We start from the raw sequence: 21,579 nt of genomic DNA, 5'->3' as shown, positions 1-21,579 counted from the left end.
CACCTGTTCTTTGGTGAACTCAGGCAACCAGAGGAGGTCTGCTCTGTTGGATGGAATTGCGTTGTCTTATCCCACTACACTTAAGTACCCTACACTTATCAGTATTACGCTCCTTAATTTCTTATTTTTCCTCCCATGGTAGATCTCTCTTATCGTGTGTAAAAAGTTGCTTACTAGTCTTTCGCTTCCAAACATTTCAAACTCGTCTATCATTAACACCGTTTCTTTCCCTGTTTGCTCATACAATTGCATGAAGTATTCATCAAGTTCTGCTATCTTTTTTATCCTTTTCAAGTTAATTGGTTGATTTAAATTGCTTTCTAAGAAGAATTCCACCTTTTTTTGAAAAATTCTGATAAAGTCATCTTCTTCTGTGACACTGCCGAGGTTTTCGAAGGATATAAACACGGGTAGAAATGTATCCTTAATGTTTTCAACGACATCAAGGAGGAAAGTAGTCTTTCCGGTTTGTCTTGGTGCAGAGATTGTGAAGTATCGATAATTTTCGATGTATTCAAGTGCTTTTTTCATTTCTTCATTTCGTTCAACGTAGTAACATGTTTGTTTATCAACTGGTCCTGTCGTGCAAAATCTTTTCATGCTTCCTCCTTAACAAAAGAGTTTTTTGTCTATGTATTATTATATCACTTAAGTTTTATTGTTAATAATCTTTGTTAGAATTTTCAATGATTTTTGAAACTTTTTGTATTACTTCTTGAGGATTTCTTCCAAAAATTCTTATCATTGCTTCCTTTCCGTACCAACCTTCATCATAAATTATATCAGGTAAGCTGCCAATTGTTTTCACAGCTTGTTCTATCATCCACTGCATCGACTTCCCGTCATGGTTTGAGATTTCAATAGGTTCAGAGGCTCTGTCGTATTTGAATACTTTTAAACCATTTTTTATCGCATTGTCGATGTATTGCTTTTCGTATCTTATATTAGTAACACAGCGTATATGTGGGGCAAATTCTTTCGCGGCTATGCTCATTCTTGCTGTATGAGATTTATCTTTAAACGAAGGTGAAGATGCGAAAAATGGTTTTCCTTCTTTCAGTCTTATTCGTCCGGGAAATTTGGCAACCTCTTCTTCTGTTGTTGACCAAGGCAACGCGTAAGATACATTTTGTCCAACTTCGGGTACTGTTTTGTGACCTATTTTTTCGATTTCAGGTATTATCTTTTCAAGTCTTTCCAATGCCTCTATTTTCATCCATTCGCGAGCAAGTTTTTCACTTTCGACTTGCTCTTGTTTACTTAAGGAGAGTATTTTTTCCATGATTTCCATACTTGATAATATAGCTTCTTCCACTTGATACCCAAAAGAAATAAAGCCGGTCACAAGGCTCGAAAATGCGCAACCAGTTCCATGGAATCGTTTATGTATCCGTTTTGCTGAGAATTCTTTGTCTTTATAAAGTACTTTAATTTCATCTCCATCCTTATGTCCGCAGGTTATTATACACTTCTCGGAAGGTTTGAGTTTAAGTCTTTCAGCCTCTTGGTTATTCAATATCACGTAGTCAGCGTAATTTAGATTTTTCAAGACCTCTTCTTCTGCTTCAAAGAAGTACCCTGAACTTGAACTTAGGATTACATTCCAAACAATTATTGATTCTTGGTATTTTTCGCGTACTAGTTTTACAAATTCTGGTGTAATCAATCCTATCTTAATATACTTAGGTCTTTCGAGTACAGAAAGTTCTCTATCTATATCTTCCCATTTTCTAAATGTAACTGAAAAAACTCTTTCTCTATTTTGCACTGTGTATGTACTCACAACGGCGTTTGCACTTATTCCGAGTAGAGCCAGACTTTTTATATCTTGTAAGATCCCAGCACCTGCTGACGGATCAAATCCTGATATCACCATCACCATCTTCGGTAACCTCCTCCACATACCTTAGTAATTTTTCAAGTCCTTCTTTACAATCGTTTGATGCTTCCACCGTAAAATCACATTTAAAGTTTCTTATAAAATCAAGTGTTCTGAGAAAGTCTTTTGAATCACCCCACGGCGCATGGTGACATTGATTGTATACGTTTAAGTCAGCATAGTAAAGGTGGAATTCACTTATATACTCAGCACACTTATCGATAAATTTCACCGGGTCAAAGTTATAAATTTCGGAATCTATTAATAGATGACCTATGTCTACACACAATGTTGTGTTTGTCTGTCTTGTGAACCAAGTATAATCTTCTGGTGAGTGGAAATAGTCATTCATATAGATATTTTCTATTCTGACAGGTATTATTTGATTGAGTTGAGATATGGCTTCGACGGCTTCATGAACAATTTTCTGTTGTACTATCCAATTTTCACTTTGGCGTGCGTTTGGAAAATGTATAACTACGTATTCCGCGCCTATATTTTTGGCTAAAATGGCACAGTTGTAGTTTTTTTCATAAGTGTCTTTTCTTAACTCATCAATTGTTGAGGTGGGAAATGGATGAGTTTGTTTGTATCGGTAGATAAACGGTGCGTGCAATCCAAATGTTGCGCTTTTTGTGTGTAAAAATTCGAGTATTTTACTTAGATCATTTTCTTTAAAAAATGTCAATTCATAATTCTTTGATGAGGGAAGATCGTTTAATTTTTCTATGTTTGCCCTTATCAAACTTGTAGATATAACTTTTCTTCCCACGCAATTGTCACCTTTCCAATTCCTGGGCAATTTTTATTGCACAAAATGGTCCACACATTGAGCAGCCTTTATCTTCGTAAGGTCGCTGTTTGTATTTTTCTCGAGCCTTGTCTGAGTGAATAGCGAGCTTAAACATTTCGTTCCAATTAAACTCTGAACGGGCTATTGCCATTTCTTTTTCTAGTTTTAATGCTTTTTTGTTACCTTTTGCTACATCTGCAATTGTTGCAGCAATCTTTGAAGCTATAACTCCTTCTTTAACATCTTCAATAGTGGGTAACGAAACATGCTCTGCGGGTGTTACATAGCACAAGAAATCACATCCATAATAGCCTGCTAAAGCACCACCTATTGCGCTAACTATGTGGTCGTATCCAACTCCTCTATCGGTTGGTAATGGACCAAGAAGAAATATCGGCGCTCCTTTTCCTACTTTTTTCATCAATTTTACGTTAATTTCTATGTCATTTAAAGGTACATGTCCTGGTCCTTCAAGCATTACTTGTACACCCTTTTCATGACATCTTTCCACAAGTTCACTCATTTCAAACAACTCTTCGAGTTGCTGAACATCCGTTGCATCAACGATAGCACCAGGTCTCATGCCGTCTCCAAGACTAAGTGTTATATCGTATTCTTTTGCAATATCGAGTATTTCATCAAAATGCTTGTAAAAAGGATTTTCTTTGTTGTTTTTTATCATCCAGCCAACTATAATAGACCCACCACGACTAACTATCCTTAGTATTCTTTTTGAATTGCGTATTTTCTCAAGAACCTTTTTGTTTATACCTACGTGTATTGTCATAAAATCGATACCGTCTTCTGCGTGTTCAAGCACCATGTTGATGAAATCTTTTTCAGAAAAGTCAACTACATTCTTCTTTTCACGAAATGCTTTTACCGCCGAGTCGTAGATGGGAACAGATCCAACGGGTACTGTACAATGTTTTATTAATTCTTTCCTCATCTGCCTGATTTCACCCCATGTTGAAAGGATCATTACGGTGTCTGCGCCTGCTTGAATAGCTACATTCATTTTCTCTATCTCTTCTTCAAGTGAAGAATACCCTTTTGAAGTACCAATGTTTGCGTTGACTTTAACAGAGAAACCTTCACCAATTACTACTGGCTTTTTTAAATCATGATATTTATTTTTCGGAAGCACAGCTTTACCAGATGCTAATTTGTTTAAAATTTCTTGTATACTTACTTCTTCGTATTGCGCGCAGACTTCCATTTCTTCTGTTATAGTTCCACTCCTTGCAAGGTCCATCTGAGTCATACTTTCATCACCTTCTCGCTTGAAAGACTATCTATTCTTTTTAATTCTTGTTCTATTAGCTCTGCTGCTCTTAGACCAGAAAATATCATTCCACCAAATATAGGTCCCATTCTTGGTCCGCCTCCTACACTTACAGCTGCCATACCTATTACATATAAGCCTGGAAAAATTTCTTTTGTGTTTTCAACGACGAATTTTTCACCATTTTCCGCATCCATTGGAAACTCATATTCAACAACCCCACAACTGCATAAATTTTCAGAATTCCCTGACACACTATTTAAAATGCCTCTTTTAGACAACAATCTCACAAGGTTTGCTGGATGGCCCGTTCCATCAACAACTACTTTTGAAACAACGGTTATTGGATCTACATGTAACTTTTCTCTAATCGTTGGCATCCAGTTGATTACAACTCCCGATATTCTTTCATCGTACATAACCAAATCTTCTACGAAGACATTGTTAAATATCAATGCACCATTTTGTGTGGCTTTGTACAATAATGCGGAAGCAAAGTGCACAGAGTCGACTGTCAAAAATTCGCCGTGTTCTTTGTAATTAATCTGGTTTTCTCTAAGATATCCTATGAGTTCTCTCTCAAGTACAACCTCGTTGAACATCATACCTCCGCCCCAAATACCACCACCTGGTTCGTTTTTAGCTTCAAATATTGCAACACTACGCCCATTTTTGGCAAGCTCACTTGCCAAAGCTAGTCCACTGGGACCACATCCAGCTATTGCTACATCGACGGTCAAAGCTTTGTTGAGCTTTTCAAAAAACTCTTCAACGATAAGTTTGCTTATAAGTGTGTCTTTCTTGTACATAAAACCAACCTCCTCTTTGAGAATTTTAAAATAAAATCCCTCCGAAAATACGGAGGGATTGATTAAATATATCTTTACCTTCTTCCCGAATCCCTCCGCCGGTATTACCCGGTTCAGGTTCAAAGGGTCGAGAGATTGTCTCTCTCCTCTCAGCCCCGCATAATAGGAGCTCCCCTTCGGGAATAATATTCACTTGTCAAATTTATTTTAACATGGCTTTGTTAATCGTCAATAAATGAAAAATAACATCTAAAGGCGAAAGCCAAAGAAAAAGCTCTGATAAAACTTGGATGCTGTATAGAGAGTACCTAAAAGAATAAGTTTTTGTAAGTCTTAGATTAGAATTGTTAATGCTTAATGCATTTGTTGAATTTTTCTAAATGTTTGTGAGAATGAGATAAAGCTTGCAAAAGTGTTTGAGTTTTGCATGAAATGAAAAAGGTCTCACCAGTTTGGAGCTTTTGTGTTTTGTAGCTAAATCAGTTCTCTAAATCCTTCACCGAAAACATTTCGTGCTTCGTTAACTATAAAAAATGCATGTGGGTCGATTCGTCTGATACTTGATACAAGTTCATGTAATTCTCGACGTTTTAAAGCCACCAATAAGATCTTTTTTGGACTTAGAGTGTAACCTCCTATAGCATCAAATATCGTTACCCCTCTTTCAAGTTCGTCAAGGATGAATTTTCTTATTTCATCCCACTTTTCTGAAACTACCCATACGTTAACGGACAATTCTAAACCTTTCATTACAAAATCAATAGTTGTTCCATTTATTATAATAGCCAGCACCGAGTACATACCTGTGTCGATTTCATAAGCAAGCCCTGCTAAAACCCCAATCGTAATATCCAAAAATAGTATTGTCATGCCCATTGGAAAACCAAAGAATTTGTTTAGTATCTTTGCAATTATGTCTGTGCCTCCAGTTGAAGCATTTTGTGAGAATGCTATTGCCATACCTATAGCTGTTAATATATCTCCAAAGAACACAGAAATTATGATATCCCCTTGATATTTGAATAAAGGAAGGATTCTATTGAAAAGATCAACCAAAAAATTGAGTAAGAATGTGCAGTAAATTGTTTTAAAACTGAAATCAAATCCCACAAGTATGAAGGCAGTTAAAAACAATAGACCATTTATTATATACATCCAAATACCAACGGAGAGATTTATAAACCTATTTAAAACTATAGCCAAACCGGAAGCACCACCTGCAGCGATATTGTTAGGTATCAAAAAGATAGAAATTCCAAGAGCAGTTAGAAAAACTCCAAAGGATGATAGGAAGTATTCTTTAAAAATTACGCTGTAATTCTTTTTAACTCCCATGGAAATTTCACCACCGATACACCGTATTCTCTCAGTTGTTTTTCTTTGTATTTAATGGTCCCGCGCTCGCCTTCGATGATAGCGCCAGCGTGACCCATTCTTTTACCTTCAGGTGCGTGTCTTCCTGCAAAGTAAGCTTTTATAAACTCTGGTTTAAAACCTATTTTGATTGCATGCTCCACACCCTTTATTTCATCTTCACCACCTATCTCACCGATCAAGACGACCTTTTCATACCCAAGATTTTTAACTATCTCAAATGCCTCAGCTACATTAGTACCAACTATTGGATCACCTCCAAGTCCAAGTGCAACGCCTATTCCAAATTCTTCGCTTATGTTCTTTGCCACTTCGTACATCAATGTACCGCTTCTTGAAATTATACAAATTTCACCATCTTTGAAATATTTTTCAGGCATTATACCAAGTTTTACTCGCTCTCTTGGATGTATGATGCCAGGACAATTTGGACCTATCAGAGTTAACTTATTCTCTTTAACTAACTTCACCATTTTCAGTGTATCGTGGATTGGTACATGTTCTGTGATAACGATGAAGTTCTTCACCCCATTCTCAAACGCATCAAGAAATGCTTCGTACAAGAAAGGAGCTGGTACAAAAAATATAGCAGTATCTACTTTATCATGACAGAATTGTCTTAACGATTTTAATACAGGAATATCCAGGAAATGTTTCTGCTGATCATTTCTGCTAATACCACATACTATGTTTGTACCATAGTCTTTCATCTTTTTTGTATGATACCTTCCGTATCTACCGGTAATTCCGTAAACACAGATTTTACTGTCTTTCCAAAACATAGTCCTTCCCTCTCTTTGTATCAAAGTTTTTCAACTGATTTATCAGTTCTTCCATATCACCTACACAAGTAATGTTTAGTGACCTTAAAACTTCTCTGGCAATTTCTTCATTATTACCAGTAAGTCTGACAATAAGTTTTACATTTGGAAACTTCAAATGAAAATGCTTTATTCCCTCGGCGATCTCTAAACAATCGGTTATTCCACCAAAAATATTTAGAACAATAATATCTGAATACTTTCTTAACTCATCTAAAGCATTTTGAAGTTCCTCTCTATCAGCACCACCCCCTATGTCACAAAAGTTTGCAGGTTCGAATCCAAATTCTTTAAGTACATCTATAGTTGCCATCACAATACCAGCGCCACATCCAATTACACCTATGTCCCCATGAAGCTTAATTATTTTCTCAGTAGTTTTTTCAATAACCCAGTGCTGTCTAAAAACTGCACTATCATCGAGATGAAAAACTGCGTCTAATAGATAAAGTCTCCCTTTAGAAAAGCCTATAGGATTAATTTCTAAAAGTGTTAAATCATATTTTATGAACACATCTGTCAGTCTTTCTGCTGTTTCTCTAATTTCTTCAGGAAGACTCTGTATACTATTGGTCTTGAATACTCTATCTGGATTTTCTTTTGAAAATTCTTCAATGTTTATTCCTCCAAATTTTGAAAAAATGTATAGAAAATCTCTTGCGTTTCTGTCAATTGATAAAGAGAAGTACCATTCTTCATCGTGTTCAATTAACTCCTCTATCAAGACACATTCGGGTAATTCACCCTTTATTGGTTTGTTGAGCAACTCATTCAATAATTTCTTTGTCTCATCAAATGAATTACTGATTTTTACACCTCCTGCTTTCATCCGACCACCAACAAGTACTTGGGACTTAAGTATTTGTGGAAATCCTAATCTTTTTACCTCTTCAAGTTCCTTGACGGTGTAATCTTTCGTTAATAAAACTCCTTTTGGGACACGGAATCCTTCTTTACTTAAAATACCCTTCGCAACATACTCGTGAATCTTCACATAAACCCCTCCTTGTGTGAATTTTCAAAAGAAAAATTTCCCAAAAATCTATGGTTTTTGGGAAAAGCATCCCACAAAGGCAGGTCTCCCGACTTGTGGATCGTCCTACTCTCCACGCCTTCCCAGCTATCGCCAGTGGCATTATGTGGATTTCGTCCCCACTTACGGTGGCCTGACCGTCCCGGACTTTCACCGGAGTTCCCTATTAAGCCAACGCACCTTTGCAGGGGAGAATATTAAATTTTCAATGATTTCTACTAAATATATTACCACAAGTAGTTTTAAATAGTGATAATTCTATCTGTTTGTTACATAAGTGTAATTTCTATGTGTAATATAAATTGACATACAAGATTTAAGTTATTATAATTAAATTGTATTACTATCAAATAAGGTTTAGGAGGGGTAAAAGTGAAGAAAGATAAATACGTCAGTATAAAGTTTGTTGTCTTGCTTATTTTCTCAGCAGCAGTGGCAGTTTCGTTGATTTTAGTTAACCTTTTAGCTTTAAGGCAAGCTGAAAAAATACTTGGCTTATCTGCTCTTGATTTTTTAAGAGCATGTGCTGCAAACATGGATTTGGACGCCTTGAAAAAAGTTATAGATACGATGGATGATTCGATAAACGAGTACAAAGCGTTGAATTCGTACCTTAGAAAAGCTCGCGAAAAAAGTTCTTTTAAATACCTTTATACAATAAAGATTGAAAAAAATAAACTCACATACCTTGTCGATGGCCTGGATCCATCTTCTGAAGAATTTTCAGCATTGGGAGAAGAAGAAGAGTCTTTTCTCGATCAATATAATCTTGGCAATGAGTTTTACACATCTGTGTACAGCGATCCAAAGTGGGGAAGGTTGCAAACAGCTGCTATACCCATCAAGCAAGAAGGTAAAATAATCGCTTGGCTTGCTGGAGATTTTGATGCCTCCGTCGTCTCAAATGTGCAAAGGAGTTTCTTCTTTTTATTTTTAGTTTTTTCGGGATTCTTGTTTATGATAATAATTTCTGTAATTATGTACATATTCAAAAACTTAAACACATTGGACAAAACATTCTCAGTTATTGCAAATGGCGATTTATCAAAGGAAATAGCTATCAAAGGAAACAACGAAATAGCACATATATTTGCGTCTGCCGAAAAAACACGTCAAGGTTTGAAAAATTTGGTACAGTCTATAAAAGTTGCAGCGGCTGATGTGCTAAGTAAGTCAGAGGAAATTCACAGCTTTTCAAATTATATCGCTAAGGACGTGAAAGATTTAGAAATTACCAATCAAGGATTGTATCAATTTATCGAAAGCTTGCATGCTTCAATAGAAGAGCTAAGTGCATCTTCTGAGCAGTTCAACGCAAGCTTAGCAACATTAACAAGCGAAGTTGAAAGTATATCAAAATCAACAGTGCAAGTAACATCAGCTACTGAAACAGGAAAAAAGAGCTTACAGGGAGCTGTCAGTTCTTCAAGCTTTGTTATAGATTCAATCAGAAATTTTGAGATTAGTGTTAAGTCTCTTCAAGAAAAGACTAATAACATACAAAGTGTACTTTCTGAAATCTCTACAATAGCTGAGCAAACCAACCTTTTAGCTTTGAATGCTGCAATAGAGGCAGCGAGGGCAGGAGAAGTAGGACGTGGTTTTGCGGTGGTTGCTGACGAAATTAGAAAACTTGCGGAACAAAGTAAAGAAGCTACAAAGAGAATTTCAAATATCTTGCTTGAGATAACAAATGCAGTTGGAGTAGTTTCGAAAAACAGTGAAGATGGTATTAAAAAAGTAGAGGAACTAAATATAAATATCAAGCAAGCTAGTGAAAAGTATAGAGAGATTGACGAACTTGTAAACAAAGTTATGGAAAGAATAAGTAATCTTTTAGCACTTTCTGAAGAAGAGAAGGCAATTTTTTCACAATTCGTATCAACTGTGGAAAGTGTAGTTTCAAGTTCGGGATTGCTTGTAAACATGGCAAAGAACATAGAGAAGATGGTTGAGCAAACATCGAAGAATTCTGAATCAATCAGCAAGCAATCGGAATCACTAAAGGTTGCTGTTGATGTGCTTGATGAGAAACAAAAGATATTTAAGTTGTGATTTGTATTTTTTGAATTTTCAATATTCTATTCCTTTTCTTGCTTCTATTCCGTTTTGGTAGTAATGTTTTATTTCTTCCATGTTTGTTACAAGATCTGCAATTTCGATGAACCGTTTTGGTGCATATCTTCCGGTTAGAATTATTTCTACGTTTTCAGGTCTTTGAGTTATAAGGTCTATGACTTGTTCTGCCTCAATAAGTTTGTAATGTACAGCTATATTTATTTCATCCAATATTACTATATCAAATCGACCAGAAAGTATCACTTGTCTTGCTCTTTCGAGTCCTTCTTGTGCAAGTTTTATATCTTCTTGTGTAGGTGAATTTTTAATAAAACAATTTCTACCGTACTGTTCAATAACAAAGTTAGGTAAATACTTTACAGCTTCAAGTTCGCTGTATTTCATGCCTTTTACGAATTGACCCATATATACTTTCTTTCCAGCACATATCGCCCTTAGTGCAAGACCAAGTGCTGCTGTTGTTTTTCCCTTCCCATTTCCTGTGTAAATGTGTATAAAACCCATTTTATCTCTCCTTTCCAAGATAATTTGTGAGCAAATGGAGTATTAGTTGATTATCTTTTTGAGACTTTAATCCTAATCTTATATAGCCCGACATATTAAAATCTTTCATAAATCTTACGTGAATATTTTTCTGTTTTATTAGCTTTCTAAAGGTATTTTCGTTTTGAATTTTGCACGTTAAGTAGTTTGTTTTCGAAGGGAACGCCATAAGATGAGAAAATTTTTGCCTTTCATCTTCGTAGTACTTCTTTGTTTTGTCGATAAATTTTTTGTAATCATGGTAGTTTTCTACGATCTTTTCTAATACCATATATCCACTTCCACCAATTGCCCAAAGCATTCTGTATTTTTTAAACAAATGATTATACTTTTTCGTTTTCACATAACCAATCCTTACTCCAGGAATTCCAAGTATTTTTGTAAATGTCCTTAGTATAATAACATTTTCAAATTTGTCTAAATCTATGTGTCTAAGAAAATTATCGGGAACAAAATCAACAAATGCCTCATCTACAATCACTATTATTTTTTCTGAGTAATCCTGCAGATCCTTAAGGAAACAATTCAAATCTTCATAAATTCCAGTTGGATTATTTGGATTTCCAAGAATAACAGCAATTTTTTTATGCTTCTCTAATTCATCTTTAACATGTTTTGTTAAGCGATCTAAATTAAGTCGACCATTTTCTAAAATCCATACCGTTTTTAATTGTGAACTTGAAAATCTTGCTATTTTTGCGTATTCTGTATAATTTGGCAAGGGTATTAAAACACACGCATCCTTCATTATAGTCCATCCAATTATTTGTAAAGCTTCAGTAGCTCCAGCGACAATAGTACAGTCCTCTCCAAATAACTTTTTGAAGTCCTCCTCTATCCATTCGACATAAGTGTACCTTGTTTCGTATCTTAAAACATCCTCAAAGGCGATTTTTATAAAATCAGGAACCAAAGTATTTACTGAAATTGAAAAGTCAATCGTATTTTCATCTTTTATACCACCATGCACAGTGAAATCACCACACTTAGCAAAATCGTCACAATCCTTTTATACAATTTCAGAGCACGAAAAATATCGTACTTGTCGGGTAATTTTCCATCAAATTTATAGTATCCTATCTTTTCGAGTCCGACACCTAAGACCCCAGAAAATGCACTCATTGGATATGTTGAGTTTATCTTTATACCTCCGTATCTTGTTATGTATTCCAGTCCACGTTTTGGGTTAAATAGTATAATCACAAGTGCTGTTAACCGCGAAGGAATTATGTTTAACAGATCATCAAATCTTGCGCAAAATTTTCCAAACCATTCGTATTTTACTGTTCTGTAACCAAATAACGCATCGTAAGTGTTCACCACTCTATAAATGATCGCTCCATACAAGCCAAATAGCAGATAATAGAACAAAGGACCTGTGATACTATCAGAGATATTTTCAGAAAGACTTTCTATTGCTGCAGAATAAAGATGAGGTTTATCAAGTTTGCTAACATCTCTTGAGACTATTAACTTTACTTTTTCTTTCAGTTCTTCTTGATCATCGACTGTGCAATTTTTTACGTGTATGTACAAAGACTTTATTGAAAAAGCGGATTTCAAAAGATAGATTTGTAAGAGTAACCTTAACCAAGAATAGTTAACAAAGCTTATTAAAAAAACAATAACTACCCAATAAGTTATTTCAAAAATCAACGAAATGCTACCGAGAAAGAAAGAGAGAGACCTACTTTTTTTACCTGAATAATATCTGTCAAATAGTTTACCTATAAATCCCATGTACACAACCGGATGTATTTTTGTAGGATATTCGCCAAAGAGAATGTCAAAGAAAATTGCAGTAATCAAAATAATAACTTTTTCCCGCATTCTTTCCTCCTTTGTCTCAAAAAAATCAATATATTTTTGCATCGTTAAGTATTTTTTGAATGTCAACATTTTTTTCGATTACCTGCGCTAGTTTTTCAAGTGTGGATTCGAGGAAATCTTTGTAAGACATGTTTGATTTCTCAATACCTAAACTTTGCAGAAATTTTCCCCTAAAATCATCATTGTTAAATATACCATGTATGTATGTTCCCCACACTTTAAAATCTGTATCGAATGCTCCGTCTTTTACTAATTTGCCATCAATTTGCATTTCAAATATATAATTATCGTCCAAATTTTCTGTTTGTCCTAAATGAATTTCGTAACCTTCTAAAAGACTTTCTGTGAAAAAACCAATGTCTTTAATCATCCTAGCACAGATTTGTCTTGTGGTTTTTTTGTTTTTGAAAGTTGTTTGAATATTTAAAAATCCAAGCCCGTCTATTTCTCTTATCTCGCTTTCAATTTTATGGGGGTTGTATATTTTTTTTCCAAGCATTTGATAACCACCACAAATACCGATAAGTTTACCGCCATTTTTTAGATAATTTCTCAAAACGTTCTCAAAACCAGACAATTTTAACCATATTAGATCTCTAATAGTATTTTTCGAACCTGGCAGTATAACCACATCAGGGTTTGCAAAATCTCGTACATTACTCACGAATCTCAATCTTACATTTTTTTCCATTTTCAAAGCATCAAAATCATCGAAGTTTGAAATATGTGGGTAAGCAACGACACATATATCTATTTTTCCTTCATATTTACTTAACTGGTCTAAAGTTGTGGAATCTTCTTGAGGTAATATCAAATCAACATAAGGAACAACACCAACAACTGGTACCTTCGACCTTTGCTCTACGATTTCGATACCGCTTTTAAAAAGGGCTAAGTCACCTCTGAACTTGTTTACGATGAAACCTTTTATCAAACTTTTCTCGTCGTCTTCCAAAAGCCAGTAAGTTCCCAAAAGCTGAGCAAAAATACCTCCGCGATCTATATCTCCGACCAAATATGTAGGGGCGTTTAAGTACTTAGCTATTGCCATATTAACGATATCATTGTCTTTCAAATTGAGTTCTACAGGACTACCAGCTCCTTCAACAACGATAAGTTCGTAATTTGATTTCAAATTCTCAATCGACTCTACAACAATATTCCACAAGTATTTTTTACGTTCATAATAGCTTACAGCAGATATTGTGTCCCACACTTTACCCCTAACAATGACTTGTGATTTTGAATTTCCTTCTGGTTTCAGTAGAATTGGGTTCATGTCAACGGTTGGTTCTATTTTGCAAGCAATTGCTTGCAGATACTGCGCTCTGCCTATCTCTCCACCATCTTTACAAACGGCGGCATTGTTTGACATGTTCTGTGATTTAAAAGGTGCTACCCTTATACCCATGTTGGCAAACAACCTACATAATCCGGCTACTATTGTGCTTTTGCCTGCGGATGACATTGTGCCTAAGATCACTATAGATTTACTCATATCATTCTCCTTTTATATGCTCGCGATATATCTTATCTATCGGGAGTGGAAAAGAGAATATTGGACCATCGTAGACAAGTGTGTGGTATTCACCATTTTCACCACATAGATCTGCTCCTAAACTATTGGCAAATTCAACAAAATTTTCGTCTAACTCTTTTCCAAGCAACTGTTCAAATCCTTTTTTGACAGCAACTACTCTTGCTTTGAACCCGAGTTTAATAAACTCGTTAAATATCTCTTCCCTTGATTTTTTCCAGAGTGGTTCGAAAACGTTCACATTCTTTTGATTGCATACACGAACTATCCAATCTAAATGTTCTTGAAGGTCAATGTCACCAAAGACACCAACACCACCTGAGAAGTGTTTTTCAAGTATACTACTGAAAATTGCTTCATAACTTTCCCAAGATGCACAACCATGTATCAGTGGTACTCCGATACTTTCCGACTGCATTCTAATAATCTCTGGTTTTAATCCATGTGCTCTTGTACGTTGGCAATTTTCATCAAACATTGTAAAGATGTAATCAACTTTCCCAAAGAATTCTTTTGCCTTGTAAAACGAAAGCGCACTATCTTTACCTCCACTCCACGAAGAAAAAACTACTGGAACTTCGGTTATTGTACCATTGTAAAACATAGATTTCACCTCTCTTCTAAAATACAGTTATATGAAATGCAAATTATTTTTTCTAAGCAATTTAATACTTTTCTGTACAAACCACCATACTTTCCGTGAACTCCTTTTGGATGACCAAAATACAAACTTTCTTTTTCAAAAATTTCGTCAATTTTATCTAACTTGAAATAAATTATCCTCTCTTCCATATATTCCGTTAGTTCCTTTATTTTTTCTAAGTAACCATCTAATAATATGTACAAAATCTCGTTTACAACAGCCTTTGGAAAGCTAATTGCCCCATGCAATTTTACAAGTTCTCTTAGAATAAAATAAAGTGTTTGATATTCTGATCCTCTAAAACCACTTTGCCATGAGTAATAAAAGTGGTATCGTTTTTTAATTAACATGCATCTTTTGGCTAAATTTATAATTTGTGAAACACGTTTATAATTTTGAAATAATATTTTATATATCTCATTTTCACATACCGGTTTTAGATAGACTTCATTAATGAATTTAGGACAAATAAATTCTTCGAGATTAAAATAGTATTTCAAGTTATGAAAAAACCTTGAACCATCAACCGTGGGCGTATCAAAATGTATTGTGGATACTAAGATTTCTCCGAAGTCGAGCTTTTCTAACATCAAGACAGGAGAACCAACAAGCAGATCGGTGTTGAATAAATTTTTGTAAGTCTCATTTTTTTGGGCAATTTTAGATGTTAATCTCACTGGAATTCCATAAACAAAGGCCTCTGAGCAAACAGATTTGAGAGTTGCAAGTACTTTTACTTTATCATCTATAATTTTAAATTTCGGCGGAAACCAGATGAATTGTTTTTCATTAAGATCTTTTGTTAAATCATGCATGGAGAAATTTACCATCACAGGTCCGCTATAATTTTTTAAATTTTCGCTATCTTTTTGTATATTTATTAAATCCAAGAAGCCTTTGCTTGCAAGTCTTGCACCACCGCATATTCCAAAGTATATTCCACCGTTTTCTATAAATTTTCTTAAAGTTTCCTTAGATTTTTCCGATATGTTTTCAATCTTATTTTCAGCCCATCCTCCAGGAACAAACAAGGCTTTTGTGTTTTTTAAATCTAAAATTTTGTCGTCGGATAAAAATTCAACTTTGAACTTTATATTTGAATTTATTAGTGCGTTTATCATCCACAAACCATACATACCTGAGTCGTTAATCAGAATTTTTACCACAAATTTCACACCTTATATATTGCATTCCATACGAATTATTTTCGATCTTGAAGAAAGTAAATCTATAAGTTTTTCATCGTGGGTGGAGATAATCATCGTAACGTTTTTGTCCGCTAACTCCTTTATTTTATTAAGCACAAACGAATGGTTTCTCTTATCAAGATAATTCGTTGGTTCATCTAATAAAACAATACTTGGAGATGTTATTAACACGCTTGCAAGTGTAATTAATCTTTTATAACCGTAACTTAACTTAAATGGATTTTCATAAGCATACTTTTCTAATCCCCAGCTGTTCAAAAATTCCCAAGTAAGTTCCAAAACCTTGTTTTTCTGAATTTCACAACTATAAAGTCCAAAAGACAGTTCTTGAATCACAGTTGGAGCAAAAATTTGAACGTCTGGGTTTTGGAAAACAAAGCCAACATTTTGTCTTAGTTTTTTTAGAAAACTTTTGTTATACTTGTATGGTTCACCATTAAATCTCAAAGTACCATAATTTGGTATAATTAGTCCATCTATAATTTTTAAAAGAGTGGTTTTTCCACATCCATTTGCACCTAACAAAAAGATAACATCTGAACGAAAAATCCTTATATTAAACGATTTAATAACTACTTTTTCCCCATATGAGAAAGAAACATTTTCAACTTCTAAAATCGGTACATCCACTTTTCAAGCACCACCAATAAAATGATGATAATTTCGTAAATAAACGGCTTTATGCTTATTCTATAGTTTTTTTCAAGCAAATTTATTTTTTCAATGTTTCTACTTCTATGAGCATCAACCATTTCCTGTATCTTTGATGTACCCTTTCTCAATATACCCTGAGTTAATAGGAAAGTTGATTTTACAGATTTAAAAAAATGTGTATAACCATTTCTTGATAGCTGTGATTCTAAAATTTCCTTTGCTATCACGTATAAATTTTCTATTGTTTTATAACTGATTACAAATAACAACAGAAAATCATTGCTGAACTTCATTTTCCTTAATATATAAACGAAATCTGCTATATCCTGTTTATTTGCAAGCATGATTAAGCTAATAATTAATAAAAGACTGCGAAGTACTGTTTTTTCGAATAAATACAAGTTTTCCTTTTCAAAATGTAAAATTAACCTTTTTGAAAAGTCTATTTCAACCAATATGGGAATAGATAGTAGTAAAATGACCATACCTGACCAAAAGAAAAGTTTTATATTTTTTTTAAAATTTGCTATATCATTGAATATGAAAATTAGAAGTGTAAAGAAAAAAGTAGATTTATAAGTTATATTTGGCGAATTTGTAAATTCCATAATAAAAACATTCACCACTGTCATTACATACAGAAGGAAAAAGTCTAAGTTGCCTTCAAAACTAACATCTTTTTTCATATCTTATTGTTAGCTTTTCTTTTTTTAATTCCGTTTGAATACCCTATAATGTAGAATATTATCCCTGATCCTATCGCCGATTGTATAGAGAAAATTAAACTTTCTATTTCACTACTTGGAGGTTCCCAAATCGAGCTAAACCAAGGTTTATAATCAGGATTAATTTGTTGTACAAGTTTTTCCGCTTGAACATCTGTACCTTCAAAACTTCCATCAATAAAAAGAATGGGTAAAATTACCAGTGCCAATTCTAAGATTATTAAGAGTAAGTAACTACCCTTCATGTTGCTCACTTCCTTCGTGTGTTTGTAAAGATTCCATCAAGAACTTATAAGCAAATATACTTATTATACCTTCAAAAATAGCAAGTGGTATCTGTGTGATTAAAAAGACACCACCAAACTTAAGAAGAGATAACAAAAAGCCTCCTTGACTTGATGGAAAGGCTAAGGCGAGTTGAGCGGATGTAACGGCGTAAGTTGATAAATCAGATAAGAATGCAGTAAGAAAAATCGAAGTGTTTGTGTTTAATTTCAACCTTTTTAATGTCTTGAATACAAAGTATCCAACGAAGGAACCAACTATCGCCATGGAAAATATATTTGCCCCAAGTGTTGTTATACCACCATGCGCTATTAATAGCGCTTGAAATAATAGTACAACTAATCCAATTACCGCCATTACAAAGGGACCAAATACAACTGCTCCAAGACCTATACCTGTAGGATGTGAACAACTTCCGGTTACTGACGGTATTTTCAACGCTGATAGGACAAAGACAAATCCTATAATAAAAGCCATGCGAAAAATATTTCTATCATCGCTCTTCATGAAATTAGAGACTTTCCTCATGCCAAAAAACACAAATGGTATACTTACAATATACCAAACCGCTGCCCAACCTATTGGTAAGAAACCTTCTGCAATGTGCATAGAGAAACTTAAGCTTGAAAATGCTGTCAAAATAACAAAAACACTCAGTTTTATCACAAAATTCACTCCTTTGATTATACTTTGTCATTCAACATAGCTGTTTTAGAATTTACAAATTCAACTATTTGGTTGAGAGAGTAGAATTTATTACATAAACTGTTTTCTCTTGGTTTTATTATAATTATAGGTATTTCTAATATTTCACATGCCTTTATTTTTTCAAATAATCCTCCGCTTTGTCCACTGTCTTTGGAAACGACAACTTCGGCTTGGCTTTTTCTAAAATGTTCAAGATTTTTTTCCAAAGTGTATGGTCCAACATCTAAAACTAAATTTTCCATCTTTATACCTGCTTTCAAACACTTATCAATAGAATCCTTTGTAGGAAGAACTCGTGCATATATGTTTTTTCCACTCTTTATTAAATTTTCGAAAAAGTTTATTCTACTTGAACCTATACTCAAAAATATATTCTTAAATTTTTGACAAGCTTTAGCCGCCTGTTCAAAAGAGCTAACTTCTATAGCTTTTAAGTATCCAATTTCTATTTTTGGTCTTTCGTAGCGTACAATCAAAATTTGATCTTGTAACTGCGTTAGTATTGACTTTATATTCTCCGCAAATGGGTGCGTACAATCAATTATCATTTCAATTTTCTGATTTTTCACGAACTCAATGATATCATTTTCGTTTTTGAAAACTTTTTTCAATACCTTTACTTTACATTTGCTTTCCTTAAAAAATTTACTTGCAAAAAACTTTCCTAAGTCAGTTGTTGAGGTGACAATAACTGTGTGATTATATTTAGAAAGTTCGCAAGCTAAGTTGTTGCCGTCAGAAGTTCCCGAAAGTATTAGTAATTTCATACCTATCACCAATTATGATTATTTTATAATACCTTGTTATAGTATCTTGGTACTAAAACATAAGTCTTGTTATTGGTGTATACTAATTTGGTATTCGATGGACAAACAATAATAATACAATTCATGTTTACTGTTTCTTTATCAAAATCTCCAATGTTGGTAATAATAATTTTTTCTCCTTCTCTATATGCGTTTTCACAAATTACAACTAAAGTCTCTGGAGTTTTGTGTTTTTTCAATACTTCAATTGCTTTTTCGAAATTATTTATACGTTTGGAGCTTATGGGATTGTAGATAGCCAAGGTTATATCAAGTTTGGAAAAATTTTCCAAACGCTTCTCAATTTCTTTCCACGGAACGAGATAATCGGACAAACTGATTGTTGCAAAATCTTGTGTTACCACGCAACCTACCAAGTTAGAAACTGCTGTTGCACTTGTTACACCGGGAACTATTTCAAATTGCGCTTTTTCAAAATCTATCGCAGTGTTTTGCATCTCTTCTATCGCAACTGAAGCAATTCCATAAAGTCCGGCATCTCCTCCTGAAACAATCGCTACTTTCTTGCCTGATAAGTAGAATTTTATGGCTTTTTTCACCCGTTCTTTTTCATCCCCCATGTCAGAACCTACAAGCTCTTTTGAAGAGAATTCGTCTTTTATGAGGTCTAAGTATCTTTTATATCCTACTATTATTTCGCTATCTGTAAGCACTCTGTAAGCCCTTATTGTTAAGTAATCAACCTTTCCTGGACCGATTCCTACTACTTTTAGCCATGACAATTTAATCATCTCCTTTCGGATTTTCGATGAATGTTGAAATTGTTACACCTTTCATTTTTTCGTAGAATATTTCTATACCTTTTTTACTCGATAAATAAGCACAAGGTCTTGCAACCGCTCCAATTCCTACCGCACCTTTTACGAAATCAGATCCTTGAAATTTATCTTCGTGCGCTTTTAATTTCTCCACACAGAAACTATTTTTCTGAACAAAAGTGTAAGAACAAAGCTTTTCGTAGAAGTCTTGAAATACGTTTGTTTGAACCTTTTTTTCCAGTGAAGATACACTTTTTAAGGATTTAATTGATAAGTTATACTTTTTGAAGCTTTCCTCAACAGCAAAAAGTAAATCTGAGGAGTTAACCTTTGTTGAAAAGCCAATTCCAACGTGCAAGATCTTAGGGTAGAGTATTACAGATCCAAATAAATTGTCCTTGAAAGTTATCAACAAGTCGTAGTTTATGCTGTTTAAATAATTAAAATGAAAACAAGCATGAGGAATTTGATTTATTATTTCTTTTACAAATGAGAATTCGGAAAGTTGCTCTTCAATGTAGATGTTTAATTTTTCACCTTTTAAAATCTTGACGGAGAATAATTTAAGCTCTTTGTAATCATTTGGCAACATGAAGTACTTTTTCATATAATTATCAATTGAAAACTTATTGTGCACATCAGTTGCGGTGGTGACCACTGGTATTGCATTTAAAAAATTAGCTATAAGAATTGTTAACTCATTTGCTCCTCCAAAGTGCCCAGAAATTAGGCTTATAACAAACTTTCCAGCGTCATCTATCACGATAACTGCTGGGTCCAAAAACTTATTATTTATTAAATTCGATATACTTCTTACAACTATTCCCGTTGCCATTATATAAACAATAATATTATATTTCTTGAATATATTCTGTGTTATTTCGGTAACTTTTTCAAAACCAATACAATCATCTTCTTTATATTTGTTAAGACAAAATATATCACCGCCTAAGAGTTTTGTTAAGAATCTTGCCATTTTTAAACCGTTTTTGGATATAACAACGAAAGCAACTTTCTGGTTTTCAGTCAAGCTTGTTTCCTCCTAAAAGAATGTGAGAAGTTCTTGTCGTACAGCTTTGAGTATTCGCCATAAGGTTCTAGGAAATTTCCAACGAAAATAATTGAAAATTTATCAACACCTTCTTTTTTGACGAGCTCAGCAATATTTTCCAACCTACCTTTTATTATTTTTTCATCTTTCCAAGTTGCCTTGTAAACAACACAAACAGGGGTATTATCACTATAACCTCCGGCCCTCAATTCTTGAACGACTTTTTCAATCATATGAACACTTAGAAAAATTGCCATGCTTGATTGGTGAGAAGCAAGATAAGAGAGTTTTTCTTTTTCAGGGACGGCTGTTTTTCCCTCTAAGCGTGTTATAATAAGTGTCTGAGATACTTGGGGTGGTGTGAACTCAAGTTTTAACCTTGAAACGGCACCAAATAGTGAACTTACGCCGGGAATAACTTCGTATTCTATACCTCTTTTATCAAGTTCTTTTGCCTGCTCGTAAATAGCACCGTATAATGAAGGATCGCCAGGATGCAATCTTGATATTTTTCTTCTTTTTTTCCAATTTTCTTCAATTATTTGAATAATTTCTTCAAGGTTCATGCGAGAACTATCAAACTTTTCGGCATCATTTTTTGAATAGTTAAGTATTTCTTGGTTTATTAAAGACCCAGCGTATATTATTACATCACTGGTAGATATAATTTTCAAAGCCTTTAAAGTTATTAATTCGCTATCTCCTGGTCCTACACCGATAAAATACACCATTAATCC

23 protein-coding genes and 2 riboswitches are annotated in these 21,579 nt (G+C 34.1%); of the genes, 1 reads left to right on the top strand and 22 read right to left on the bottom strand.

Translation table 11 applies throughout. The features are described from left to right. Positions 1–66: 66 nt before the first annotated feature. The 8 genes from N2Z58_09245 to N2Z58_09210 form a co-directional block, all read right to left on the bottom strand. The gene (locus N2Z58_09245) at positions 67–600 is read right to left on the bottom strand and encodes an AAA-like domain-containing protein (protein ID MCX7654842.1); all 534 of its coding nucleotides are present in this window, start codon (positions 598–600) and stop codon (positions 67–69) included. 61 nt (positions 601–661) lie between these two features. After that, positions 662–1,882, bottom strand: coding sequence for a bifunctional hydroxymethylpyrimidine kinase/phosphomethylpyrimidine kinase (locus N2Z58_09240; protein MCX7654841.1), 1,221 nt, complete (start codon positions 1,880–1,882; stop codon positions 662–664). Continuing rightward, positions 1,857–2,651, bottom strand: a complete 795-nt coding sequence (locus N2Z58_09235; GenBank protein MCX7654840.1) for a sugar phosphate isomerase/epimerase — start codon at positions 2,649–2,651, stop codon at positions 1,857–1,859. Before N2Z58_09235 ends, N2Z58_09240 begins: the two co-directional genes overlap by 26 nt. A gap of 7 nt (positions 2,652–2,658) precedes the next feature. After that, a complete protein-coding gene (thiC, locus tag N2Z58_09230; protein MCX7654839.1) occupies positions 2,659–3,936 on the bottom strand; it encodes a phosphomethylpyrimidine synthase ThiC in 1,278 nt (425 codons plus the stop codon). Further along, positions 3,933–4,766 carry a sulfide-dependent adenosine diphosphate thiazole synthase gene (locus N2Z58_09225; protein MCX7654838.1) on the bottom strand — a complete coding sequence of 278 codons (834 nt, stop codon included), beginning with the start codon at positions 4,764–4,766 and terminating at the stop codon, positions 3,933–3,935. Before N2Z58_09225 ends, thiC begins: the two co-directional genes overlap by 4 nt. 72 nt (positions 4,767–4,838) lie before the next feature. Next, positions 4,839–4,952: riboswitch (TPP riboswitch) on the bottom strand. A 288-nt stretch (positions 4,953–5,240) separates the two neighbouring features. Next, a complete protein-coding gene (locus N2Z58_09220; GenBank protein ID MCX7654837.1) occupies positions 5,241–6,101 on the bottom strand; it encodes a YitT family protein in 861 nt (286 codons plus the stop codon). Next, entirely contained in the window at positions 6,074–6,922 is an 849-nt protein-coding gene (locus tag N2Z58_09215) for a CoA-binding protein (protein ID MCX7654836.1), read from the bottom strand. Before N2Z58_09215 ends, N2Z58_09220 begins: the two co-directional genes overlap by 28 nt. Further along, complete coding sequence (locus tag N2Z58_09210) at positions 6,903–7,955, bottom strand: succinate--CoA ligase (GenBank protein MCX7654835.1); 1,053 nt, start codon at positions 7,953–7,955, stop codon at positions 6,903–6,905. Before N2Z58_09210 ends, N2Z58_09215 begins: the two co-directional genes overlap by 20 nt. A 60-nt stretch (positions 7,956–8,015) precedes the next feature. Then, a riboswitch (cobalamin riboswitch) is annotated at positions 8,016–8,193 on the bottom strand. Positions 8,194–8,366: 173 nt separating this feature from the next. On the opposite strand from N2Z58_09210, the gene N2Z58_09205 reads away from it, so the two are divergent. After that, the gene (locus tag N2Z58_09205) at positions 8,367–10,049 is read left to right on the top strand and encodes a methyl-accepting chemotaxis protein (protein ID MCX7654834.1); all 1,683 of its coding nucleotides are present in this window, start codon (positions 8,367–8,369) and stop codon (positions 10,047–10,049) included. Positions 10,050–10,067: 18 nt separating this feature from the next. Here N2Z58_09205 and cobO read toward each other — a convergent pair whose 3' ends face one another. The 14 genes from cobO to cobM are packed head-to-tail and all read right to left on the bottom strand — an operon-like array spanning position 10,068 to position 21,573. Then, positions 10,068–10,577 (bottom strand): cob(I)yrinic acid a,c-diamide adenosyltransferase, encoded by a 510-nt coding sequence (gene cobO, locus N2Z58_09200; protein ID MCX7654833.1) that lies wholly within the window; start codon positions 10,575–10,577, stop codon positions 10,068–10,070. A 1-nt stretch (position 10,578) separates the two neighbouring features. Continuing rightward, complete coding sequence (locus N2Z58_09195; protein MCX7654832.1) at positions 10,579–11,586, bottom strand: aminotransferase class I/II-fold pyridoxal phosphate-dependent enzyme; 1,008 nt, start codon at positions 11,584–11,586, stop codon at positions 10,579–10,581. Then, a complete protein-coding gene (gene cbiB, locus N2Z58_09190) occupies positions 11,571–12,446 on the bottom strand; it encodes an adenosylcobinamide-phosphate synthase CbiB (GenBank protein MCX7654831.1) in 876 nt (291 codons plus the stop codon). The genes N2Z58_09195 and cbiB overlap by 16 nt, the downstream gene beginning before the upstream one ends. A gap of 25 nt (positions 12,447–12,471) precedes the next feature. Further along, a complete protein-coding gene (locus N2Z58_09185; GenBank protein ID MCX7654830.1) occupies positions 12,472–13,944 on the bottom strand; it encodes a cobyric acid synthase in 1,473 nt (490 codons plus the stop codon). 1 nt (position 13,945) lies between these two features. Beyond that, positions 13,946–14,587: a diphthine--ammonia ligase gene (locus N2Z58_09180; GenBank protein MCX7654829.1), complete on the bottom strand. Its 642-nt coding sequence runs from the start codon at positions 14,585–14,587 to the stop codon at positions 13,946–13,948. Positions 14,588–14,592: 5 nt separating this feature from the next. Continuing rightward, positions 14,593–15,792, bottom strand: a complete 1,200-nt coding sequence (locus tag N2Z58_09175; GenBank protein ID MCX7654828.1) for a BPL-N domain-containing protein — start codon at positions 15,790–15,792, stop codon at positions 14,593–14,595. Positions 15,793–15,804: 12 nt separating this feature from the next. Beyond that, positions 15,805–16,464, bottom strand: coding sequence for an energy-coupling factor ABC transporter ATP-binding protein (locus N2Z58_09170; GenBank protein MCX7654827.1), 660 nt, complete (start codon positions 16,462–16,464; stop codon positions 15,805–15,807). Continuing rightward, positions 16,446–17,174: a hypothetical protein gene (locus N2Z58_09165; GenBank protein ID MCX7654826.1), complete on the bottom strand. Its 729-nt coding sequence runs from the start codon at positions 17,172–17,174 to the stop codon at positions 16,446–16,448. Before N2Z58_09165 ends, N2Z58_09170 begins: the two co-directional genes overlap by 19 nt. Next, a complete protein-coding gene (locus N2Z58_09160) occupies positions 17,171–17,458 on the bottom strand; it encodes an energy-coupling factor ABC transporter substrate-binding protein (protein ID MCX7654825.1) in 288 nt (95 codons plus the stop codon). The genes N2Z58_09165 and N2Z58_09160 overlap by 4 nt, the downstream gene beginning before the upstream one ends. Then, positions 17,448–18,164 carry an energy-coupling factor ABC transporter permease gene (locus tag N2Z58_09155; protein ID MCX7654824.1) on the bottom strand — a complete coding sequence of 239 codons (717 nt, stop codon included), beginning with the start codon at positions 18,162–18,164 and terminating at the stop codon, positions 17,448–17,450. Before N2Z58_09155 ends, N2Z58_09160 begins: the two co-directional genes overlap by 11 nt. Positions 18,165–18,181: 17 nt before the next feature. Further along, positions 18,182–18,973, bottom strand: coding sequence for a precorrin-6A reductase (gene cobK / locus N2Z58_09150; GenBank protein MCX7654823.1), 792 nt, complete (start codon positions 18,971–18,973; stop codon positions 18,182–18,184). A 23-nt stretch (positions 18,974–18,996) separates the two neighbouring features. Further along, entirely contained in the window at positions 18,997–19,755 is a 759-nt protein-coding gene (gene cobJ, locus N2Z58_09145; GenBank protein ID MCX7654822.1) for a precorrin-3B C(17)-methyltransferase, read from the bottom strand. 1 nt (position 19,756) lies between these two features. After that, positions 19,757–20,821 carry a cobalamin biosynthesis protein gene (locus N2Z58_09140; protein MCX7654821.1) on the bottom strand — a complete coding sequence of 355 codons (1,065 nt, stop codon included), beginning with the start codon at positions 20,819–20,821 and terminating at the stop codon, positions 19,757–19,759. Further along, positions 20,818–21,573 (bottom strand): precorrin-4 C(11)-methyltransferase, encoded by a 756-nt coding sequence (gene cobM, locus N2Z58_09135; protein ID MCX7654820.1) that lies wholly within the window; start codon positions 21,571–21,573, stop codon positions 20,818–20,820. Before cobM ends, N2Z58_09140 begins: the two co-directional genes overlap by 4 nt. Positions 21,574–21,579: the final 6 nt, after the last annotated feature.

The sequence above is a fragment of the Fervidobacterium sp. genome, from assembly GCA_026419195.1.
Lineage (GTDB): Bacteria > Thermotogota > Thermotogae > Thermotogales > Fervidobacteriaceae > Fervidobacterium.
The sequence above is the reverse complement of the archived record's forward strand: the minus strand, read 5'-3'. Positions and strand labels throughout refer to the sequence as shown.

Bases quoted from the DNA above. Each gene is read 5' to 3' on its own strand.
- N2Z58_09245 (MCX7654842.1), bottom strand. From the start codon at position 600: ATGAAAAGATTTTGCACGACAGGACCAGTTGATAAACAAACATGTTAC.
- N2Z58_09240 (MCX7654841.1), bottom strand. From the start codon at position 1,882: ATGGTGATGGTGATATCAGGATTTGATCCGTCAGCAGGTGCTGGGATC.
- thiC (MCX7654839.1), bottom strand. From the start codon at position 3,936: ATGACTCAGATGGACCTTGCAAGGAGTGGAACTATAACAGAAGAAATG.
- N2Z58_09225 (MCX7654838.1), bottom strand. From the start codon at position 4,766: ATGTACAAGAAAGACACACTTATAAGCAAACTTATCGTTGAAGAGTTT.
- N2Z58_09220 (MCX7654837.1), bottom strand. From the start codon at position 6,101: ATGGGAGTTAAAAAGAATTACAGCGTAATTTTTAAAGAATACTTCCTA.
- N2Z58_09215 (MCX7654836.1), bottom strand. From the start codon at position 6,922: ATGTTTTGGAAAGACAGTAAAATCTGTGTTTACGGAATTACCGGTAGA.
- cobO (MCX7654833.1), bottom strand. From the start codon at position 10,577: ATGGGTTTTATACACATTTACACAGGAAATGGGAAGGGAAAAACAACA.
- cbiB (MCX7654831.1), bottom strand. From the start codon at position 12,446: ATGCGGGAAAAAGTTATTATTTTGATTACTGCAATTTTCTTTGACATT.
- N2Z58_09185 (MCX7654830.1), bottom strand. From the start codon at position 13,944: ATGAGTAAATCTATAGTGATCTTAGGCACAATGTCATCCGCAGGCAAA.
- N2Z58_09180 (MCX7654829.1), bottom strand. From the start codon at position 14,587: ATGTTTTACAATGGTACAATAACCGAAGTTCCAGTAGTTTTTTCTTCG.
- N2Z58_09165 (MCX7654826.1), bottom strand. From the start codon at position 17,174: ATGAAAAAAGATGTTAGTTTTGAAGGCAACTTAGACTTTTTCCTTCTG.
- N2Z58_09160 (MCX7654825.1), bottom strand. From the start codon at position 17,458: ATGAAGGGTAGTTACTTACTCTTAATAATCTTAGAATTGGCACTGGTA.
- cobK (MCX7654823.1), bottom strand. From the start codon at position 18,973: ATGAAATTACTAATACTTTCGGGAACTTCTGACGGCAACAACTTAGCT.
- cobM (MCX7654820.1), bottom strand. From the start codon at position 21,573: ATGGTGTATTTTATCGGTGTAGGACCAGGAGATAGCGAATTAATAACT.